General features: G+C 43.7%; 15 protein-coding genes. 13 read left to right on the top strand and 2 right to left on the bottom strand.

Annotation, left to right across the window (positions count from 1 at the left end; translation table 11 throughout):
* Positions 1 to 18: 18 nt before the first annotated feature.
* From ilvN to ilvA, 9 genes are all read left to right on the top strand, one after another.
* Entirely contained in the window at positions 19 to 624 is a 606-nt protein-coding gene (gene ilvN / locus JWQ85_RS14625) for an acetolactate synthase small subunit (protein WP_299469224.1), read from the top strand.
* 190 nt (positions 625 to 814) lie between these two features.
* A complete protein-coding gene (gene ilvC, locus JWQ85_RS14620) occupies positions 815 to 1,873 on the top strand; it encodes a ketol-acid reductoisomerase (protein WP_299469221.1) in 1,059 nt (352 codons plus the stop codon).
* 84 nt (positions 1,874 to 1,957) lie between these two features.
* The gene (gene leuC, locus JWQ85_RS14615) at positions 1,958 to 3,373 is read left to right on the top strand and encodes a 3-isopropylmalate dehydratase large subunit (protein WP_299469219.1); all 1,416 of its coding nucleotides are present in this window, start codon (positions 1,958 to 1,960) and stop codon (positions 3,371 to 3,373) included.
* Between the two features lie 6 nt (positions 3,374 to 3,379).
* Complete coding sequence (leuD, locus tag JWQ85_RS14610; protein ID WP_299469217.1) at positions 3,380 to 3,970, top strand: 3-isopropylmalate dehydratase small subunit; 591 nt, start codon at positions 3,380 to 3,382, stop codon at positions 3,968 to 3,970.
* An 80-nt stretch (positions 3,971 to 4,050) separates the two neighbouring features.
* On the top strand, positions 4,051 to 4,839 hold the full coding sequence (locus tag JWQ85_RS14605; protein WP_299469215.1) for a methyltransferase domain-containing protein: 789 nt from the start codon (positions 4,051 to 4,053) through the stop codon (positions 4,837 to 4,839).
* A 6-nt stretch (positions 4,840 to 4,845) separates the two neighbouring features.
* The gene (leuB, locus tag JWQ85_RS14600; protein ID WP_067058164.1) at positions 4,846 to 5,922 is read left to right on the top strand and encodes a 3-isopropylmalate dehydrogenase; all 1,077 of its coding nucleotides are present in this window, start codon (positions 4,846 to 4,848) and stop codon (positions 5,920 to 5,922) included.
* A gap of 67 nt (positions 5,923 to 5,989) precedes the next feature.
* Positions 5,990 to 6,748 carry a class I SAM-dependent methyltransferase gene (locus tag JWQ85_RS14595; RefSeq protein ID WP_299469208.1) on the top strand — a complete coding sequence of 253 codons (759 nt, stop codon included), beginning with the start codon at positions 5,990 to 5,992 and terminating at the stop codon, positions 6,746 to 6,748.
* A 132-nt stretch (positions 6,749 to 6,880) separates the two neighbouring features.
* Complete coding sequence (locus JWQ85_RS14590) at positions 6,881 to 8,047, top strand: 2-isopropylmalate synthase (protein WP_299469206.1); 1,167 nt, start codon at positions 6,881 to 6,883, stop codon at positions 8,045 to 8,047.
* A 3-nt stretch (positions 8,048 to 8,050) separates the two neighbouring features.
* A complete protein-coding gene (gene ilvA, locus JWQ85_RS14585) occupies positions 8,051 to 9,301 on the top strand; it encodes a threonine ammonia-lyase IlvA (protein WP_299469204.1) in 1,251 nt (416 codons plus the stop codon).
* A 252-nt stretch (positions 9,302 to 9,553) separates the two neighbouring features.
* On the opposite strand, the gene JWQ85_RS14580 is transcribed toward ilvA, so the two are convergent.
* On the bottom strand, positions 9,554 to 11,071 hold the full coding sequence (locus tag JWQ85_RS14580; protein WP_299469202.1) for an NAD(P)/FAD-dependent oxidoreductase: 1,518 nt from the start codon (positions 11,069 to 11,071) through the stop codon (positions 9,554 to 9,556).
* Positions 11,072 to 11,223: 152 nt separating this feature from the next.
* Here JWQ85_RS14580 and JWQ85_RS14575 point away from each other — a divergent pair, with 152 nt between their 5' ends.
* Genes JWQ85_RS14575 through JWQ85_RS14560 form a run of 4 tightly spaced genes read left to right on the top strand, consistent with a single transcriptional unit; the run spans position 11,224 to position 13,571 of the window.
* Complete coding sequence (locus JWQ85_RS14575) at positions 11,224 to 12,057, top strand: phytoene/squalene synthase family protein (RefSeq protein WP_299469200.1); 834 nt, start codon at positions 11,224 to 11,226, stop codon at positions 12,055 to 12,057.
* Positions 12,058 to 12,085: 28 nt separating this feature from the next.
* On the top strand, positions 12,086 to 12,655 hold the full coding sequence (locus JWQ85_RS14570; protein ID WP_299469198.1) for a hypothetical protein: 570 nt from the start codon (positions 12,086 to 12,088) through the stop codon (positions 12,653 to 12,655).
* Positions 12,655 to 13,338: a lycopene cyclase domain-containing protein gene (locus JWQ85_RS14565; protein ID WP_299469195.1), complete on the top strand. Its 684-nt coding sequence runs from the start codon at positions 12,655 to 12,657 to the stop codon at positions 13,336 to 13,338. Before JWQ85_RS14570 ends, JWQ85_RS14565 begins: the two co-directional genes overlap by 1 nt.
* Positions 13,335 to 13,571, top strand: coding sequence for a cytochrome b5 domain-containing protein (locus JWQ85_RS14560; protein ID WP_299469193.1), 237 nt, complete (start codon positions 13,335 to 13,337; stop codon positions 13,569 to 13,571). The genes JWQ85_RS14565 and JWQ85_RS14560 overlap by 4 nt, the downstream gene beginning before the upstream one ends.
* A gap of 293 nt (positions 13,572 to 13,864) precedes the next feature.
* On the opposite strand, the gene JWQ85_RS14555 is transcribed toward JWQ85_RS14560, so the two are convergent.
* Positions 13,865 to 14,259: sigma-70 family RNA polymerase sigma factor (locus JWQ85_RS14555; RefSeq protein ID WP_299469191.1), on the bottom strand; the 395-nt coding region annotated here is incomplete at its 5' end.

The following is a 14,259-nucleotide window of genomic DNA, read 5'->3' as shown; positions in this document are numbered from 1 at the left end:
TAAAACAAAAGAAATAAGATGGAAAATCAAGATAACGAGAAGCAGGAATATAACATAACGGTTTATACCGAAAACCAGATTGGTTTGCTAAACCGCATCGCTATTATATTCACCCGCCGTAAGATCAATATTGATAGTTTGAATACCTCTCCTTCCGAGGTCGAGAGTATTCACCGTTTCAATATCGTGATAACAGAATCTGAAGAAGTGGTGCGCAAGCTAACCCGCCAGATAGAAAAACAGGTGGAGGTGCTTAAAGTGTACTATCATACCAATGAAGATGTTATCTGGCAGGAACTGGCCCTATATAAGGTATCTACCGATGTTATTGCCGAGCGTGTAAGTGTTGAACGTTTGCTTCGCGAGAACGGCGCCCGTGTAGTAGTGCTTCGTAAAGACTATACGGTATTTGAAACAACCGGCCACCGCGAAGAAACCGATAACCTGATCAGCATTTTGCAGCCTTTTGGCCTTATAGAATTTGTACGCAGCGCACGTGTAGCTATCATCAAAGACAGCGAAGGCTTTAACTCTAAGCTGCGCGAATTTGAAAGATTGGAACCGGGTGAAGATGTTATCGAAAACGAATACCTGAACAAGGGGCAGAAAGTATTTACGATGTAACCCCCCCCAAGCGTCATTGCGAGGTACGAAGCAATCTCCGAACTATGCATATCGGAATTGCTTAAAGAGATTGCTTCGTACCTCGCAATGACGGACAGAAAACAAAACGAATTATAAATCAGAATAGAAAATAAACGTCATCGGTGAAATCAAAAAACCATCGGTGAAATCAAAGTAAAAACAAAAAACAATGGCAAAACTAAATTTCGGCGGTAGTGAAGAAAATGTAGTAACCCGCGAGGAGTTCCCTTTAGCAAAAGCTCAGGAAGTATTAAAAAACGAAGTTGTAGCAGTAATTGGCTACGGTGTTCAAGGTCCGGGCCAGGCGCTCAATCAAAAAGATAATGGCATTAACGTAATTGTTGGTCAGCGTAAAGGCACAAAAACCTGGGATAAAGCTGTAAATGACGGCTTTGTACCGGGCGAAACCCTTTTTGAAATTGAAGAAGCCCTTGAAAGAGGAACTGTTATTTGTTATTTGCTAAGCGATGCAGCGCAGATAGCTTTATGGCCAACTGTTAAAAAACACTTAACCCCGGGTAAAGCACTTTACTTTTCTCATGGTTTTGGTATCACTTTTAACGAGCAAACCGGCATTATCCCTCCTGCGGATGTGGATGTATTTTTGGTTGCCCCTAAAGGTTCTGGTACGTCATTACGCCGTATGTTCCTGCAAGGCCGTGGCTTAAACTCAAGCTACGCTATCTTCCAGGATGCTACAGGTAAAGCTTTTGAGCGTGTTATCGCTTTAGGTATAGCTGTTGGTAGCGGTTACCTTTTCGAAACCGATTTCCGTAAAGAAGTATACAGTGATCTAACCGGCGAGCGCGGTACGCTAATGGGTTGTATCCAGGGTATTTTTGCTGCACAATACGAAGTATTGCGTGCTAACGGCCACTCACCTTCAGAGTCGTTCAACGAAACTGTTGAAGAGCTTACTCAATCGTTAATGCCTTTAGTTGCAGAAAACGGTATGGACTGGATGTATGCTAATTGCTCAACTACCGCTCAACGTGGTGCTTTAGACTGGTGGAAAAAATTCCGTGATGCAACTAAACCTGTATTCGAAGACCTATACAAAAGTGTTGCAACTGGTGTTGAATCACAAAAGTCAATTGACAGCAACAGCAAACCAGATTACCGCGAAAAATTGGATGCTGAATTAGCAGAATTACGTGAAAGCGAATTATGGCAGGCAGGCAAAACTGTACGCAGTTTACGCCCCGAAAACCAAGCTGTAGAAGCATAATACCCCCTAACCCCCTGAAGGGGAATTAGAGAAATAATATTTAGCGATGGGTTTATACCCATCGCTATTGTAGATAATAAAAACATGGGACAGACATTATTTGATAAGATTTGGGATGCACACGTCGTCAGTAGCAACGAGGGCTTTCCTGATATTTTATACATCGACACACATTTCATACACGAGGTAACCAGTCCGCAAGCATTTGATGGTTTGCGTAACAGAGGGTTACCGGTTTTCAGGCCACAACAAACCGTTGCCACGGCCGATCATAACGTCCCAACCTGGGACCAGCACTTACCCATTAAAGAAGAACTTTCCCGATACCAGGTTGATATGCTCACCAAAAACTGCGCGGAGTTCGGCATCGAACTGTACGGTTTAGGACATCCATTCCAGGGTATCGTCCACGTTATAGGCCCCGAGCTGGGCATCACCCGTCCCGGTGGTACTTATGTTTGCGGCGATAGCCATACTTCAACACATGGCGCCTTTGGTGCTATAGCGTTTGGTATAGGCACCTCGCAAGTAGAGCAGGTAATGGCTACCCAATGTTTACTGCAATCGCGCCCAAAAAGGATGAAGATTGAAGTGAACGGCAAATTGCAAAACGGCGTTGGCGCAAAGGATATTATCCTGTACATCATTTCAAAAATTTCTGCCGCAGGCGGTACGGGCTATGCTGTAGAATATGCCGGCGATACCATCAGCGGGTTAAGCATGGAAGGCCGCATGACCATCTGTAACATGAGCATCGAAATGGGTGCGCGTTGCGGATTAATAGCGCCTGATGAAACTACCATTAACTATGTAAAAGGCCGCGAATTTGCCCCTAAAGGCGAAGAGTGGGATAAGGCAGTAGCTTACTGGCAAACTTTGTATTCTGATGAAGATGCAGATTTTGACAGTGTATTAAGCTTTAAAGCCGAAGATATTGAGCCAATGATCACCTACGGAACAAATCCGGGTATGGGCATTGGCGTTACACAGCACGTTCCCGAAACTGCTTCTTTCGAAGCTAAAGAACAGGGATCGTACAAAAAAGCCCTTGATTACATGGGCCTGCACGATGACGAGCAGTTGTTAGGCAAACCTATTGATTACGTTTTCATAGGTAGCTGTACCAACAGCCGTATTGAAGACCTGCGCCAGGTAGCCGAATTTGTAAAAGGCAGGCACAAGGCAGATAATGTTACTGTTTGGGTAGTTCCGGGCTCTAAGCAAGTGCAGGAACAAGCCATCCGCGAAGGATTGGACAAGATCTTCGACGCCGCAGGGTTCCCATTACGCGAACCGGGCTGCAGCGCATGCCTGGGCATGAACGAGGATAAGATCCCGGCAGGTAAATACTGTGTTTCAACCTCAAACAGGAACTTTGAAGGCAGGCAAGGGCCAAATTCACGTACATTCCTGGCAAGCCCGCTAACCGCGGCAGCAAGCGCAATAACGGGGGTGGTTACAGATATACGCACCTTCCTGAAAGAGGAGGAATTAGTTTAATTAACTATGGCAACTAAAATATTTAAACATATACAAACCAGCGTGGTGCCCCTGCCTATCGAGAATATTGATACGGATCAGATCATTCCTGCTCGTTTTTTAAAAGCCACTACCCGCGAGGGTTTTGGCAATAACCTGTTTCGCGACTGGCGTTTTGATAACGACGGCAACCCGAAACAAGATTTTGTGCTGAACAACCCTACTTACAGCGGTAAAATACTGGTAGCGGGTAAAAACTTTGGTTGCGGTAGCAGCCGGGAGCATGCTGCCTGGGCACTCGCCGATTATGGCTTTGATGCTGTGGTAAGCAGTTTCTTCGCTGATATTTTTAAGGGCAATGCCCTAAACAATGGTTTACTGCCTGTACAGGTAAGCGATGACTTTTTGAAGAAACTCTTCGAGGTTATTGATGCTGACCCGCACGCGGTGATAGAGATAGATCTGGTTGATCAGTTCATAAAAATTGTAGCAACCGGCGAACAGGAAAGCTTTGAGGTTAATCCTTACAAAAAAGCCTGCATGACCAATGGTTACGATGATATCGACTATATCCTGAGCAAAAAGGAACTGGTTGAAGAATTTGAAGCTGCTAAGTAAGTAGTGAATAGAGAGTAGTGAATAGTTAAAGCTACAAACTATCTCCCAATGAACTATTGAACAAATGAACCAGTGAACTAATGAATAAAGAGATAAAACGGGAAGGCGAAGGCACCGCTAAGTTATTTGACGAGCGCAGCCTGGAAGCCGATTATGCCACACTGCCGCCCCTGCTTAAGCAAGGCTGGCGCGTGCTGGATATCGGTTGCGGAACCGGGGCTATCTCTAAAGGCATCGCTCAAAAGGTTGGTCCAACAGGCCACGTAACCGGGATAGATAACACGGCATACTTTATCGAAAGCGGTAAAGAGACTTATGCTGATGTTGAAAACCTGGAGCTTGTACATGCTGATCTGTTCACGTTTGAACCAACAGAAAAGTTTGACCTGATTGTAGCTGCAAGGGTGCTGCAATGGTTAAACAACCCGCAGGAAGCTGTGGTAAAACTAAAAAGCATGTTAAAGCCGGGTGGCATATTATCCGTACTAGATTATAACCACGAAGCTTTAGAATGGCAGCCCGAACCACCGGCAAGTATGCGCCAGTTTTATGCCACCTTTTTAAGATGGCGCGGCGATGCAGGCATGAATAACCATATAGCCGAAGACCTGCCCGGTTATTTTAGCGAAGCAGGTTTAAGCCAGGTAGAGGTTTTGGATGCGAATGAATATTACAAAAAAGGCGAACCAAATTTCCTGTCGAAGGTAGGGATCTGGTCGTCGGTAGCTAAATCAACCCAAATGGTTGAGGAAGGTTACATTGATGATGCCGACCGTTTAAGGGCCATCGAAGATTATAACAAATGGATTGAAAGCGACGCGCAACTGATGGTGATGAAACTAAAAGAAGTACGCGGGACTAACGCATAAATAACAATGGGAGTTAAAAAACACATATTAGTAATACCCGGTGATGGCATCGGCCCCGAGGTTACCACCTGGGGTAAAGCCGTATTAGAAAAAATTGGTGCCGATTTTGGCCACGAATTTACTTTCGACGAAGCCCTGATGGGCCATGCCGGAATTGAAGCTACAGGCAACCCGCTACCCGATGAAACATTAGCGAAAGCAAAAGCCAGTGATGCCATCCTGTTTGGCGCTATCGGCCATATCAAATACGATAACGATCCATCAGCAAAGGTAAGGCCTGAGCAGGGATTGCTGAAGATCCGCAAGGAGCTTGGTTTGTATGCCAACCTGCGTCCTATCATGCTTTTTGATGAGCTGCTGGATGCATCAAGCTTAAAGCCCGAGATCTTGAAAGGAACAGATATCTTGTTCTTCCGTGAGTTGACAGGCGACGTTTACTTCGGCGAGAAAAAACGCAGCGAAGACCGCAACACTGCATCCGATCTGATGATCTATCACCGTTACGAAGTGGAGCGCATTGCTACCAAAGCATTTGAAGCTGCCCGTGTACGTGGTAAAAGATTATGCTCAGTAGATAAGGCTAACGTGCTGGAATCATCACGCCTGTGGCGCGAGGTGGTACAGGAACTGGCCAAACAATACCCGGATGTAGAAACCGAACACATGTTCATCGACAACGCTGCCATGCAACTGGTTAAAAATCCTAAAAAGTTTGATGTGGTATTAACCGCCAATCTTTTTGGTGATATCCTTACCGATGAAGCATCGCAAATTGCAGGCTCGATGGGTATGCTGGCATCGGCATCAATTGGTGATGGCACGGGTTTCTTTGAGCCTATCCATGGTTCGGCACATGATATTGCCGGTCAGGACAAAGCAAATCCGCTGGCCTCTATCCTATCTGTAGCACTGATGCTCGAGATCAGCTTCGGGTTAAAAGATGAAGCTAAAAAGATCACAGCAGCTATAGATAAAACATTGAAAGATGGTTACCGCACCGGCGATATTGCCGATGCAAACACTGATAAAAGCAAAATATTAGGCACAAAAGCCATGGGACAAAAAGTACTGGAGTACTTGTAGTAAATGTGCAAATGTGCAAATGAAGCTATCCTAATGAATTAATGAACCATTGAACAAATGAACTAACATGAAATGGAACGCTGAATTATATGACCAGAAACACGCATTTGTTTACCAGTTTGGTGAGAATGTACTGGAAGTACTGAATGCCAAAGCCGGCGAGCATATTCTTGATATTGGCTGTGGTACAGGTTATTTAACACAGCAAATTCAAAATGCAGGGGCAATTGTAAAGGGGACCGATTACTCGCCCGATATGATAGCACAGGCAAAAGCAAGCTACCCCGCGGTTGAATTTGAAGTTGCTGATGCAGGCAACTTTAATGAACCAGATAAGTATGATGCTGTGTTTTCTAATGCTGCTTTACACTGGGTAAAAAACCAGGACGGTATGATGCAAAGCGTTTACAAAAGCCTTAAACCCGGCGGCCGTTTTGTTGCCGAAATGGGCGGTAAAGGCAATGTTGCCAAACTGATAGCTGCAACTAAAAAAGTATTGATAAAACACGGCTACCCCGAACAGGCAAAAACACAAGTATGGTATTTCCCATCGCTTGCTGAATATGCAAGCCGTTTAGAAAAGCATGGCTTTAGGGTAACCTTTGCTACGCATTTCGACCGTAAAACACCGCTGCAGGATGGCGACCAGGGTGTGGCTAAATGGATAACCATGTTTGCCCCTTTATACCTTGTTGGTATCCCGAAGGAAGAAAAACAGCAAATGCTGGAAGAAGTTACCGCACTGCTTGAACCCGAATACAACGAGAACGGGCAATGGTATGCAGATTATAAAAGATTAAGATTTATAGCAGTAAAAGAGATTTGAGTATTGAGATGTGAGATAAGAGATCTTGCATCGTAGGACTAAAAATCTAAATTAAAAAGAATTAAAAATTGAATTAACCGATGGCAGGTGCGAGTCTAAAACCTCATATCCACCATCTCAAATCTAAGAATTATGTTACACGACCCTAACCGCGTTTATGTTTTTGATACCACGCTTCGCGACGGCGAACAGGTACCGGGCTGCCAGCTGACAACCCCTGAAAAGATCGATATAGCCCGCGAGCTGGAAGCGCTGGGCGTGGATATTATAGAAGCTGGTTTCCCGGTGTCAAGTCCGGGCGATTTTTTAAGCGTTGTTGAAATATCAAAGGCTGTAAAAGAGCCGGTAGTTTGCGCGCTTACCCGTGCCAATAAAACAGATATTGATGTAGCCGTAGAATCGTTAAAATATGCAAAACGCCCGCGGATCCATACGGGTATCGGTTCGTCAGATCAGCATATTAAACACAAATTTAACAGCACCCGCGAAGAAATTTTAGAGCGAGCTGTTGAAGCAGTTAAATACGCTAAAAAATCTGTTGAGGATGTTGAATTTTATGCGGAAGATGCCGGCCGTGCCGATGTGGCCTATTTAGCACAAATGGTAGAGGCGGTTATCGCTGCCGGTGCAACTGTGGTAAACATCCCCGATACTAACGGCTATTGCCTTCCGGATCAATACGGCAGCAAGATCAAATATCTGAAGGAAAACGTTAAGAACATTGATAAGGCTATCATATCGGTACATTGCCACAACGATTTAGGTTTGGCTACTGCTAACTCTATAGCCGGTTTACAAAATGGCGCCCGCCAGATAGAGGGGACCATTAACGGTATTGGCGAACGCGCAGGTAACACTTCTATTGAGGAAGTGGTGATGATCCTGAAAACGCATGCGGTGCTTGGTTTACATACCAACGTAAACAGCAAAAATTTCTTTGAAATGAGCCGTATGATCAGCAGCCAGATGCGTATGCCGGTACAGCCAAACAAAGCAATCGTGGGCAGCAATGCATTCGCGCATAGCTCGGGCATACACCAGGATGGATTTTTGAAGAACCGCGAGAATTATGAAATTATTCGTCCGGAGGATGTGGGCTTCCCAAGTGCAAGTATTGTTTTAACTGCACGTAGCGGTCGCCATGCCCTTAAATTCCATTTGGAAAGATTAGGACATAAGCTGGATAAAGATGAGCTTTACGAGGCATACAAACGCTTTTTAACGCTTGCTGATGCTAAGCTGGATATAAATGATGAAGATCTGCAGACCTTAATGGCCCACAGGTTGGTAAAGAACTAAGTGATGGATACAGCAACTGAAGTGCATTTGGATTTTGATGCGGCCTACGAGCGTCTTAAAGACGTGGTGAAACATACTCCGCTGGAGTATAACGAGCGCCTGTCTGAAAAATATGAATGCAAAATATATTTAAAGCGCGAAGACCTGCAGATAGTGCGGTCGTACAAGCTAAGAGGCGCCTATAACCTGATAGCACAGCTAAGTCAGGAACAATTAGATAAAGGTGTGGTATGCGCCAGTGCGGGTAACCATGCGCAGGGCGTAGCTTATTCATGCAAAAAGAAGGGCATTAAAGGGATTATTTATATGCCCGAAATAACCCCGAAACAAAAGGTTAAACAAACAGAAATGTTTGGTAACGGCAATGTAGAACTGGTTTTAACCGGCGATACTTTTGACGATTGCCTGCGCGAAGCTTTGATCTATACCAAAGAGCACGACGTGGAGTTCATCCCTCCTTTTGATGATTACCGTACCATTGAAGGCCAGGGAACTGTTGGTGTTGAGGTACTGCAGGATTTGCCGAACATTGATGTAGCCATAATGCCTATTGGTGGTGGTGGTTTGGCTGCCGGTATGGGTACTTATCTAAAACAAAAGCTGCCTAACATAACCCTGATAGGTGTTGAGCCGGAAGGCGCGCCTTCTATGCTTACTTCCATTACTAATGGCGAAAACACAGCTTTAACGGATATCGACCGTTTTGTTGACGGTGCTGCTGTAAAACGTGTGGGCGATAAAACCTTCGCTATTTGCCGCGAGATTTTGGACGATATGCTTACCGTTCCGGAAGGAAAGGTTTGTACTACCATATTAAAACTTTACAACGAGGATGCTATTGTAGTTGAACCTGCAGGTGCATTATCGGTTACTGCTTTAGATGCCTGCCGCGAGCAGATCAAAGGCAAAACGGTAGTTTGCGTTATCAGCGGTGGTAACAATGATATCGACCGCATGCAGGAAATCAAAGAGAAATCTTTACTGTATGAAGGATTGAAACATTATTTCATCGTTCGTTTCCCGCAACGCCCGGGTGCTTTAAAGCTGTTTGTGAATAATGTGCTTGCCCCGGGTGATGATATTACCCGTTTCGAGTTCATCAAGAAAAACTCTAAAGAGAATGGCCCTGCATTAGTAGGTATCGAACTAAAAAACGCCGAGGATTATCCAGCTCTTTTAGAACGTATGGCAGAACATCGTTTTGAGGTAATAGAACTGAACAGGGATCAAACTTTGTTTGAGTATTTGGTGTAAGATTTAATCCCAGAGTACGCAGAGGTTTTCACAGAGAACACAAAGAAATAATATTGAACGCCGGGTGTAAGCCTGGCGTTTTTGTTATACGCCGAATTTATTTAGCCTTACCCACCATGTCATTTCGAATGAGCAAGGGCAAAGCGCTGGCCGCGAAGAGAAATCTTTTACACTTAGCAGGTAGGAGACTTGGCTGTTGTAAAAGATTTCTCCTCGTACCTCGTTCGAAATGACATGGTGGTAAGAGGGTCTCTACTTCCCTTCCAATATCTTCATCGCCTCTGTCGCTGCTATCTGCCCCGATATTAACGCAGGCGGTACACCCGGCCCCGGCACAGTTAACTGGCCGGTAAATAATAAATTTTTGATATGTTTTGCCCGCATGCTGGGTTTAAAGAAAGCTGTTTGGGCAAGAGTGTTAGCTAAGCCATAGGCATTGCCTTTAAAGGAATGATAATCGGCTTTAAAATCTTTTAAGGCATAGCTGCGTTTTACCACTATATTATCCCGGATGCTTTGGCCTGTGATGTTCTCAAACCTATCCATCATCACATCAAAATACTTTTCGCGGGTGGTATCGTCATCATCCAGTCCGGGGGCAATGGGCATCAGGAAGAAAAGGTTCTCCCCTCCTTCGGGTGCTGCATCGGCATCCGTTTTTGAGGTACAGCAAACATAAAACAACGGTTTGGTTGGCCATTGCGGATTTTTATAGATCTCTTTGGCATGCAACTCAAAATCCTCATCAAAAAACAAATTATGGTGCTGTATGCCCTCTACCCTTTTGTTTGTGCCTATGTAAAATAACAAACTGGATGGCGACATGGTGCGCTTATCCCAGTATTTTTCGGTGTAGTTTCTATCAGGCTTTTCTAAAAGATACTGGTCGGTATGTTCATAATCTGCACCGGCAATTATAAAGTCGGCTTGGTAGGTGCCATTGTTTGTTTGGATGGTATTTGCCTGCCCATCGGCAACATTAATTTTAGTAACCTCAGTATTTAGTTTAATCTCTACCCCATAACTTTCCGCAACACTAACCATTGCTTTTACTATCTCATTCATGCCTCCCATGGGATACCAGGTACCAAGGGCAAGGTCGGCGTGGTTCATCATGCTATACATGGCGGGGGTATCCTGTGGTGTAGCACCCAAAAACAGCACCGGGAACTCTAATAGTTTTATCAGCTTTGGATTTTTAAAATATTGGCGCACATGTCTGCTCATGCTGGTAAGCAGTTGCATGCTCAGACTTTTACGAATCAGATTAAAATCAATAAACTCGGTTATAGAATGCGATGGACGGAAAACATACTCTCCCATGCCTACTTTGTATTTGTAAGCGGCTTGTTCTAAAAACTTCCGAAGGCCTGTACTACTCCCCGGCTCAATCGCGTCGAAAAGTTTTTCCAGTTCGGCCATGTTGGCGGGTACGTCCAGCATATCGCCTTTGCCATAATAAACGCGGTAACCGGGATCAAGACGTTTCAGGTCGTAGAAGTCCGACGGCTTTTTATCAAACAGGGCGAAAAAGTTCTCGAAAACATCGGGCATCCAATACCAGCTTGGCCCCATATCAAACTTAAACCCGCCCTTTTCCCAAACCTGCGCGCGGCCACCGGGCTGGTCGTTCTTTTCCAGAACGGTTACTTTATATCCCGCTTTTGCCAGTACGCAGGCCGAAGCCAGCCCGGCAAAGCCTGCTCCAATCACAATAATGTGTTTATCAATACCCATCTTCTGCCAAATTAAACAAATAGTTGTAAGCATGTAAAAATGCCTCACCTAAATCCTCTCCAAAGGAGAGGACTTTAAGAAATTAGCCCCTCTCCTTTGGAGAGGGCTGGGGTGAGACCTAATTAAGTTACAATTCATTTGTCCCGGTAAAAAACAATACAGCATTCATTTTGTACTTTTGGGTAATGGACCTGTTCAACGAAACGTGCTTTGAATGCAGTAAGCTTATTACCAATAAATACAGTACATCTTTTAGTACAGGTATTAAGGCGTTCGATAAACGTTTTAGGTATCCTGTATATGCTATTTACGGTTTTGTGCGCTACGCGGATGAAATTGTAGACACCTTTTACGAACACGACCAGCGCCGGTTAATAGACGACTTTAGAGAAGAAACTTTTAAAGCGATAGACCGAGGCATAAGTACCAACCCGGTTCTGCAATCTTTTCAGCAGGTAGTAAACCAATATCATATTGAAAGAGGGCTGATAGATGCTTTCCTTACTTCTATGAAAATGGATTTGGATAAAACTGCTTATGACGATGATAGTTATAAAACGTACATCTATGGTTCGGCAGAGGTGGTTGGCTTGATGTGCCTGCGTATTTTTTGTGAGAATAACACAGCGTTATATGATACGTTAGTCCCTAAAGCCCGTAGCCTGGGGTCGGCATTTCAAAAAATAAACTTTTTGAGAGATATTAAGTCCGACTATGAAGACCGTGGCCGCACGTATTTCCCCCAGATAGATTTTAGTAATTTTACAGAAGCGGATAAACAACACATAGAAACCGATATAAAAAGAGATTTTGATGATGCACTGGAAGGGATAAAGCAACTGCCAAAAGGTAGCAGGCTGGGTGTTTATGTAGCCTATATTTATTACCTGCAATTGTTTAAAAAGATAAGCGCGACATCTGCCCGTACCATAATACAAAAAAGGATAAGGGTTTCTGATACACAAAAGCTTGGCTTGTACTTTAAAGCCATGCTGCATCAAAAGCTAAATGTAATTTAAAATACCCCATACCATTAATAATTTGCCGATGCTTTTTAAGCTAAAATATATACTGATCACTGCCATACTGATGTTATTTGCCCCGGTTAATCGGAGCAGTGCGACTACTGTGCACGCTGATACAACTGAACCTAACCTGCACGTTATACGTAAATTGCTGGTGAGCGCTATAAACAGTGGAAAAGTCACCGACTCGCTTTATCGTAACCTGAGTGCTATAAAAAACCGCCCGGCGCTTATCAATGGGTATATAGCTACGTTGGAAGCCTTAAAAGCTAAACATACCTGGAACCCGTATTACAAGATAAAGTACCTTAATAATGCCGAAAAGACTTTTAAAAGCGCCGTAACGGGCGACCCGCATAACATCGAGATCCGTTTTATGCGATTTTCGGTAGAGCATAATGTACCGGGTTTTTTGGGGTATACTAAAAACCTTATTGCCGATAGGGAAGAAATTATCACACAGCTCGACCGGAAGCATTATTCATCGGCAGATGCGGCGTTGGTTAAAACCATTATAACCTTCCTGCTCGATTCTAAAAGGTGCACCCCTGCCGAACAAAGTAAATTATCACAGCATTTAGCATCATTATAGTGAAATACACATATCTTATCATCAACGTATTAACCATTATTTTCCCGGTTATGTTATCGTTTGATAAGCGTGTGGCTTTTGCTAAAAGCTGGAAGTTTATTTGGCCGGGCATGGCTATAACAGGCTTGCTTTTTTTGTTTTGGGATGTGCTGTTTACCATTCATGGGGTATGGTCGTTCAATGATAAGTATATCATCGGCCTAAAATTCTACGGATTACCTTTAGAGGAGATCCTGTTCTTTTTAACCGTTCCCTTCGCGTGCCTCTTTATTTATGCCTGCTTAAATTATTACGTTAAGTGGCAACTAAATAATATAGTAACAAGGATGGTATCCAATTTACTTATCGGCTTATCAGTCCCCCTGCTGGTACTTAATTACACCCGGTTATACACAGCGGTGACTTTTGGTTTACTGGCGGTTTTATTGGTACTGTTAATGTATTACTTTAAGGTACAATGGCTGACCCGGTTTTACATGGCGTTTATTGTATCTTTAATTCCCTTCTACATCGTGAATGGTATTTTAACAGCCTGGCCAATTGTGCTTTACAACAATGCGCAAAATATGGGTATTAGGGTTGGTACCATCCCTTTCGAAGATCATTTTTACAGTATGGCCCTCCTGCTAATGAACGTTGGTTTTTTTGAATATTTTAAGAATCGTAAAGCCCTTGCTGTATGATAGATCTGCCCTTATACACAAAATCGCAACTGGCCCTACGCAACGGGCAGGATAAGCCACAGATTTGGGTGGCTTACAAGGGCATCATATATGATGTAACCGAAAGCCGTCTTTGGAGTAAGGGTAAACATTACGAACATTGGGCAGGCCAGGATCTTACCGACGAATTACCGGATGCACCACATACCGAAACTGTGTTTGAGAAATTTACGGCGGTGGGAAGAATTGGGTAAAGATTAAGAATCAAGAATAATAGTACGTACGTCGCGCTCAACATAGTGAAGCATTTAATCGCCATTATTTAAATTTGCTAATAGATTCTTTGCTACCAGGATTACAATTATTTTTTGCGTTAGGGATAGAAACGGATACCGGCTTGTGGCTAATGCCTGTGCGCGTATGAGTGGATAGCCCGGGCCGAAGGCAACGCCCTGTAAGACAGATAAGACTTTAGAACCAAGAGTCAAGATAAATTAATCCCACAAAAAAACCCGCCCGAAGGCAGGTTTATATACTGAGCTAGCTATTAATATTCGGCGTAGATAGGTCTTGCAACACCATTATCATAAGCTTTCAAATTCTTTTTAAGCAATTTGCGCGCTACGTGAATGCGGGTTTTAACAGTACCAATTGGTATGGTTAAATGGTCGGCAATTTCGTGGTATTTATGGCCTTCAAAGTACATGGTAAAAGGCACATAATAATCTGCAGGTAATCTATCTAAAGCTCTTTTAATATCATCCATTACAAATTTAGCTTCGCCCTGGTTTTTGGTAGAACTGAATACCAGGTTTGGAGAAGATATCTCGTCGCTTTTGGTAACAAAAGTGCTCATTTTAACAAAACGGCGATAGTTATTGATGAAGGTATTTTTCATGATGGTATACAACCATCCTTTCAAGTTAGTACCTTCTTTAAACT

This window comes from Mucilaginibacter sp., assembly GCF_028288105.1.
GTDB lineage: Bacteria > Bacteroidota > Bacteroidia > Sphingobacteriales > Sphingobacteriaceae > Mucilaginibacter.
The sequence above is the reverse complement of the archived record's forward strand: the minus strand, read 5'-3'. Positions and strand labels throughout refer to the sequence as shown.

Coding starts and splice junctions, on each gene's coding strand:
- ilvN (WP_299469224.1), top strand. CDS start 19: ATGGAAAATCAAGATAACGAGAAGCAGGAATATAACATAACGGTTTAT.
- ilvC (WP_299469221.1), top strand. CDS start 815: ATGGCAAAACTAAATTTCGGCGGTAGTGAAGAAAATGTAGTAACCCGC.
- leuC (WP_299469219.1), top strand. CDS start 1,958: ATGGGACAGACATTATTTGATAAGATTTGGGATGCACACGTCGTCAGT.
- leuD (WP_299469217.1), top strand. CDS start 3,380: ATGGCAACTAAAATATTTAAACATATACAAACCAGCGTGGTGCCCCTG.
- JWQ85_RS14605 (WP_299469215.1), top strand. CDS start 4,051: ATGAATAAAGAGATAAAACGGGAAGGCGAAGGCACCGCTAAGTTATTT.
- leuB (WP_067058164.1), top strand. CDS start 4,846: ATGGGAGTTAAAAAACACATATTAGTAATACCCGGTGATGGCATCGGC.
- JWQ85_RS14595 (WP_299469208.1), top strand. CDS start 5,990: ATGAAATGGAACGCTGAATTATATGACCAGAAACACGCATTTGTTTAC.
- JWQ85_RS14590 (WP_299469206.1), top strand. CDS start 6,881: ATGTTACACGACCCTAACCGCGTTTATGTTTTTGATACCACGCTTCGC.
- ilvA (WP_299469204.1), top strand. CDS start 8,051: ATGGATACAGCAACTGAAGTGCATTTGGATTTTGATGCGGCCTACGAG.
- JWQ85_RS14580 (WP_299469202.1), bottom strand. CDS start 11,071: ATGCTTACAACTATTTGTTTAATTTGGCAGAAGATGGGTATTGATAAA.
- JWQ85_RS14575 (WP_299469200.1), top strand. CDS start 11,224: ATGGACCTGTTCAACGAAACGTGCTTTGAATGCAGTAAGCTTATTACC.
- JWQ85_RS14570 (WP_299469198.1), top strand. CDS start 12,086: ATGCTTTTTAAGCTAAAATATATACTGATCACTGCCATACTGATGTTA.
- JWQ85_RS14560 (WP_299469193.1), top strand. CDS start 13,335: ATGATAGATCTGCCCTTATACACAAAATCGCAACTGGCCCTACGCAAC.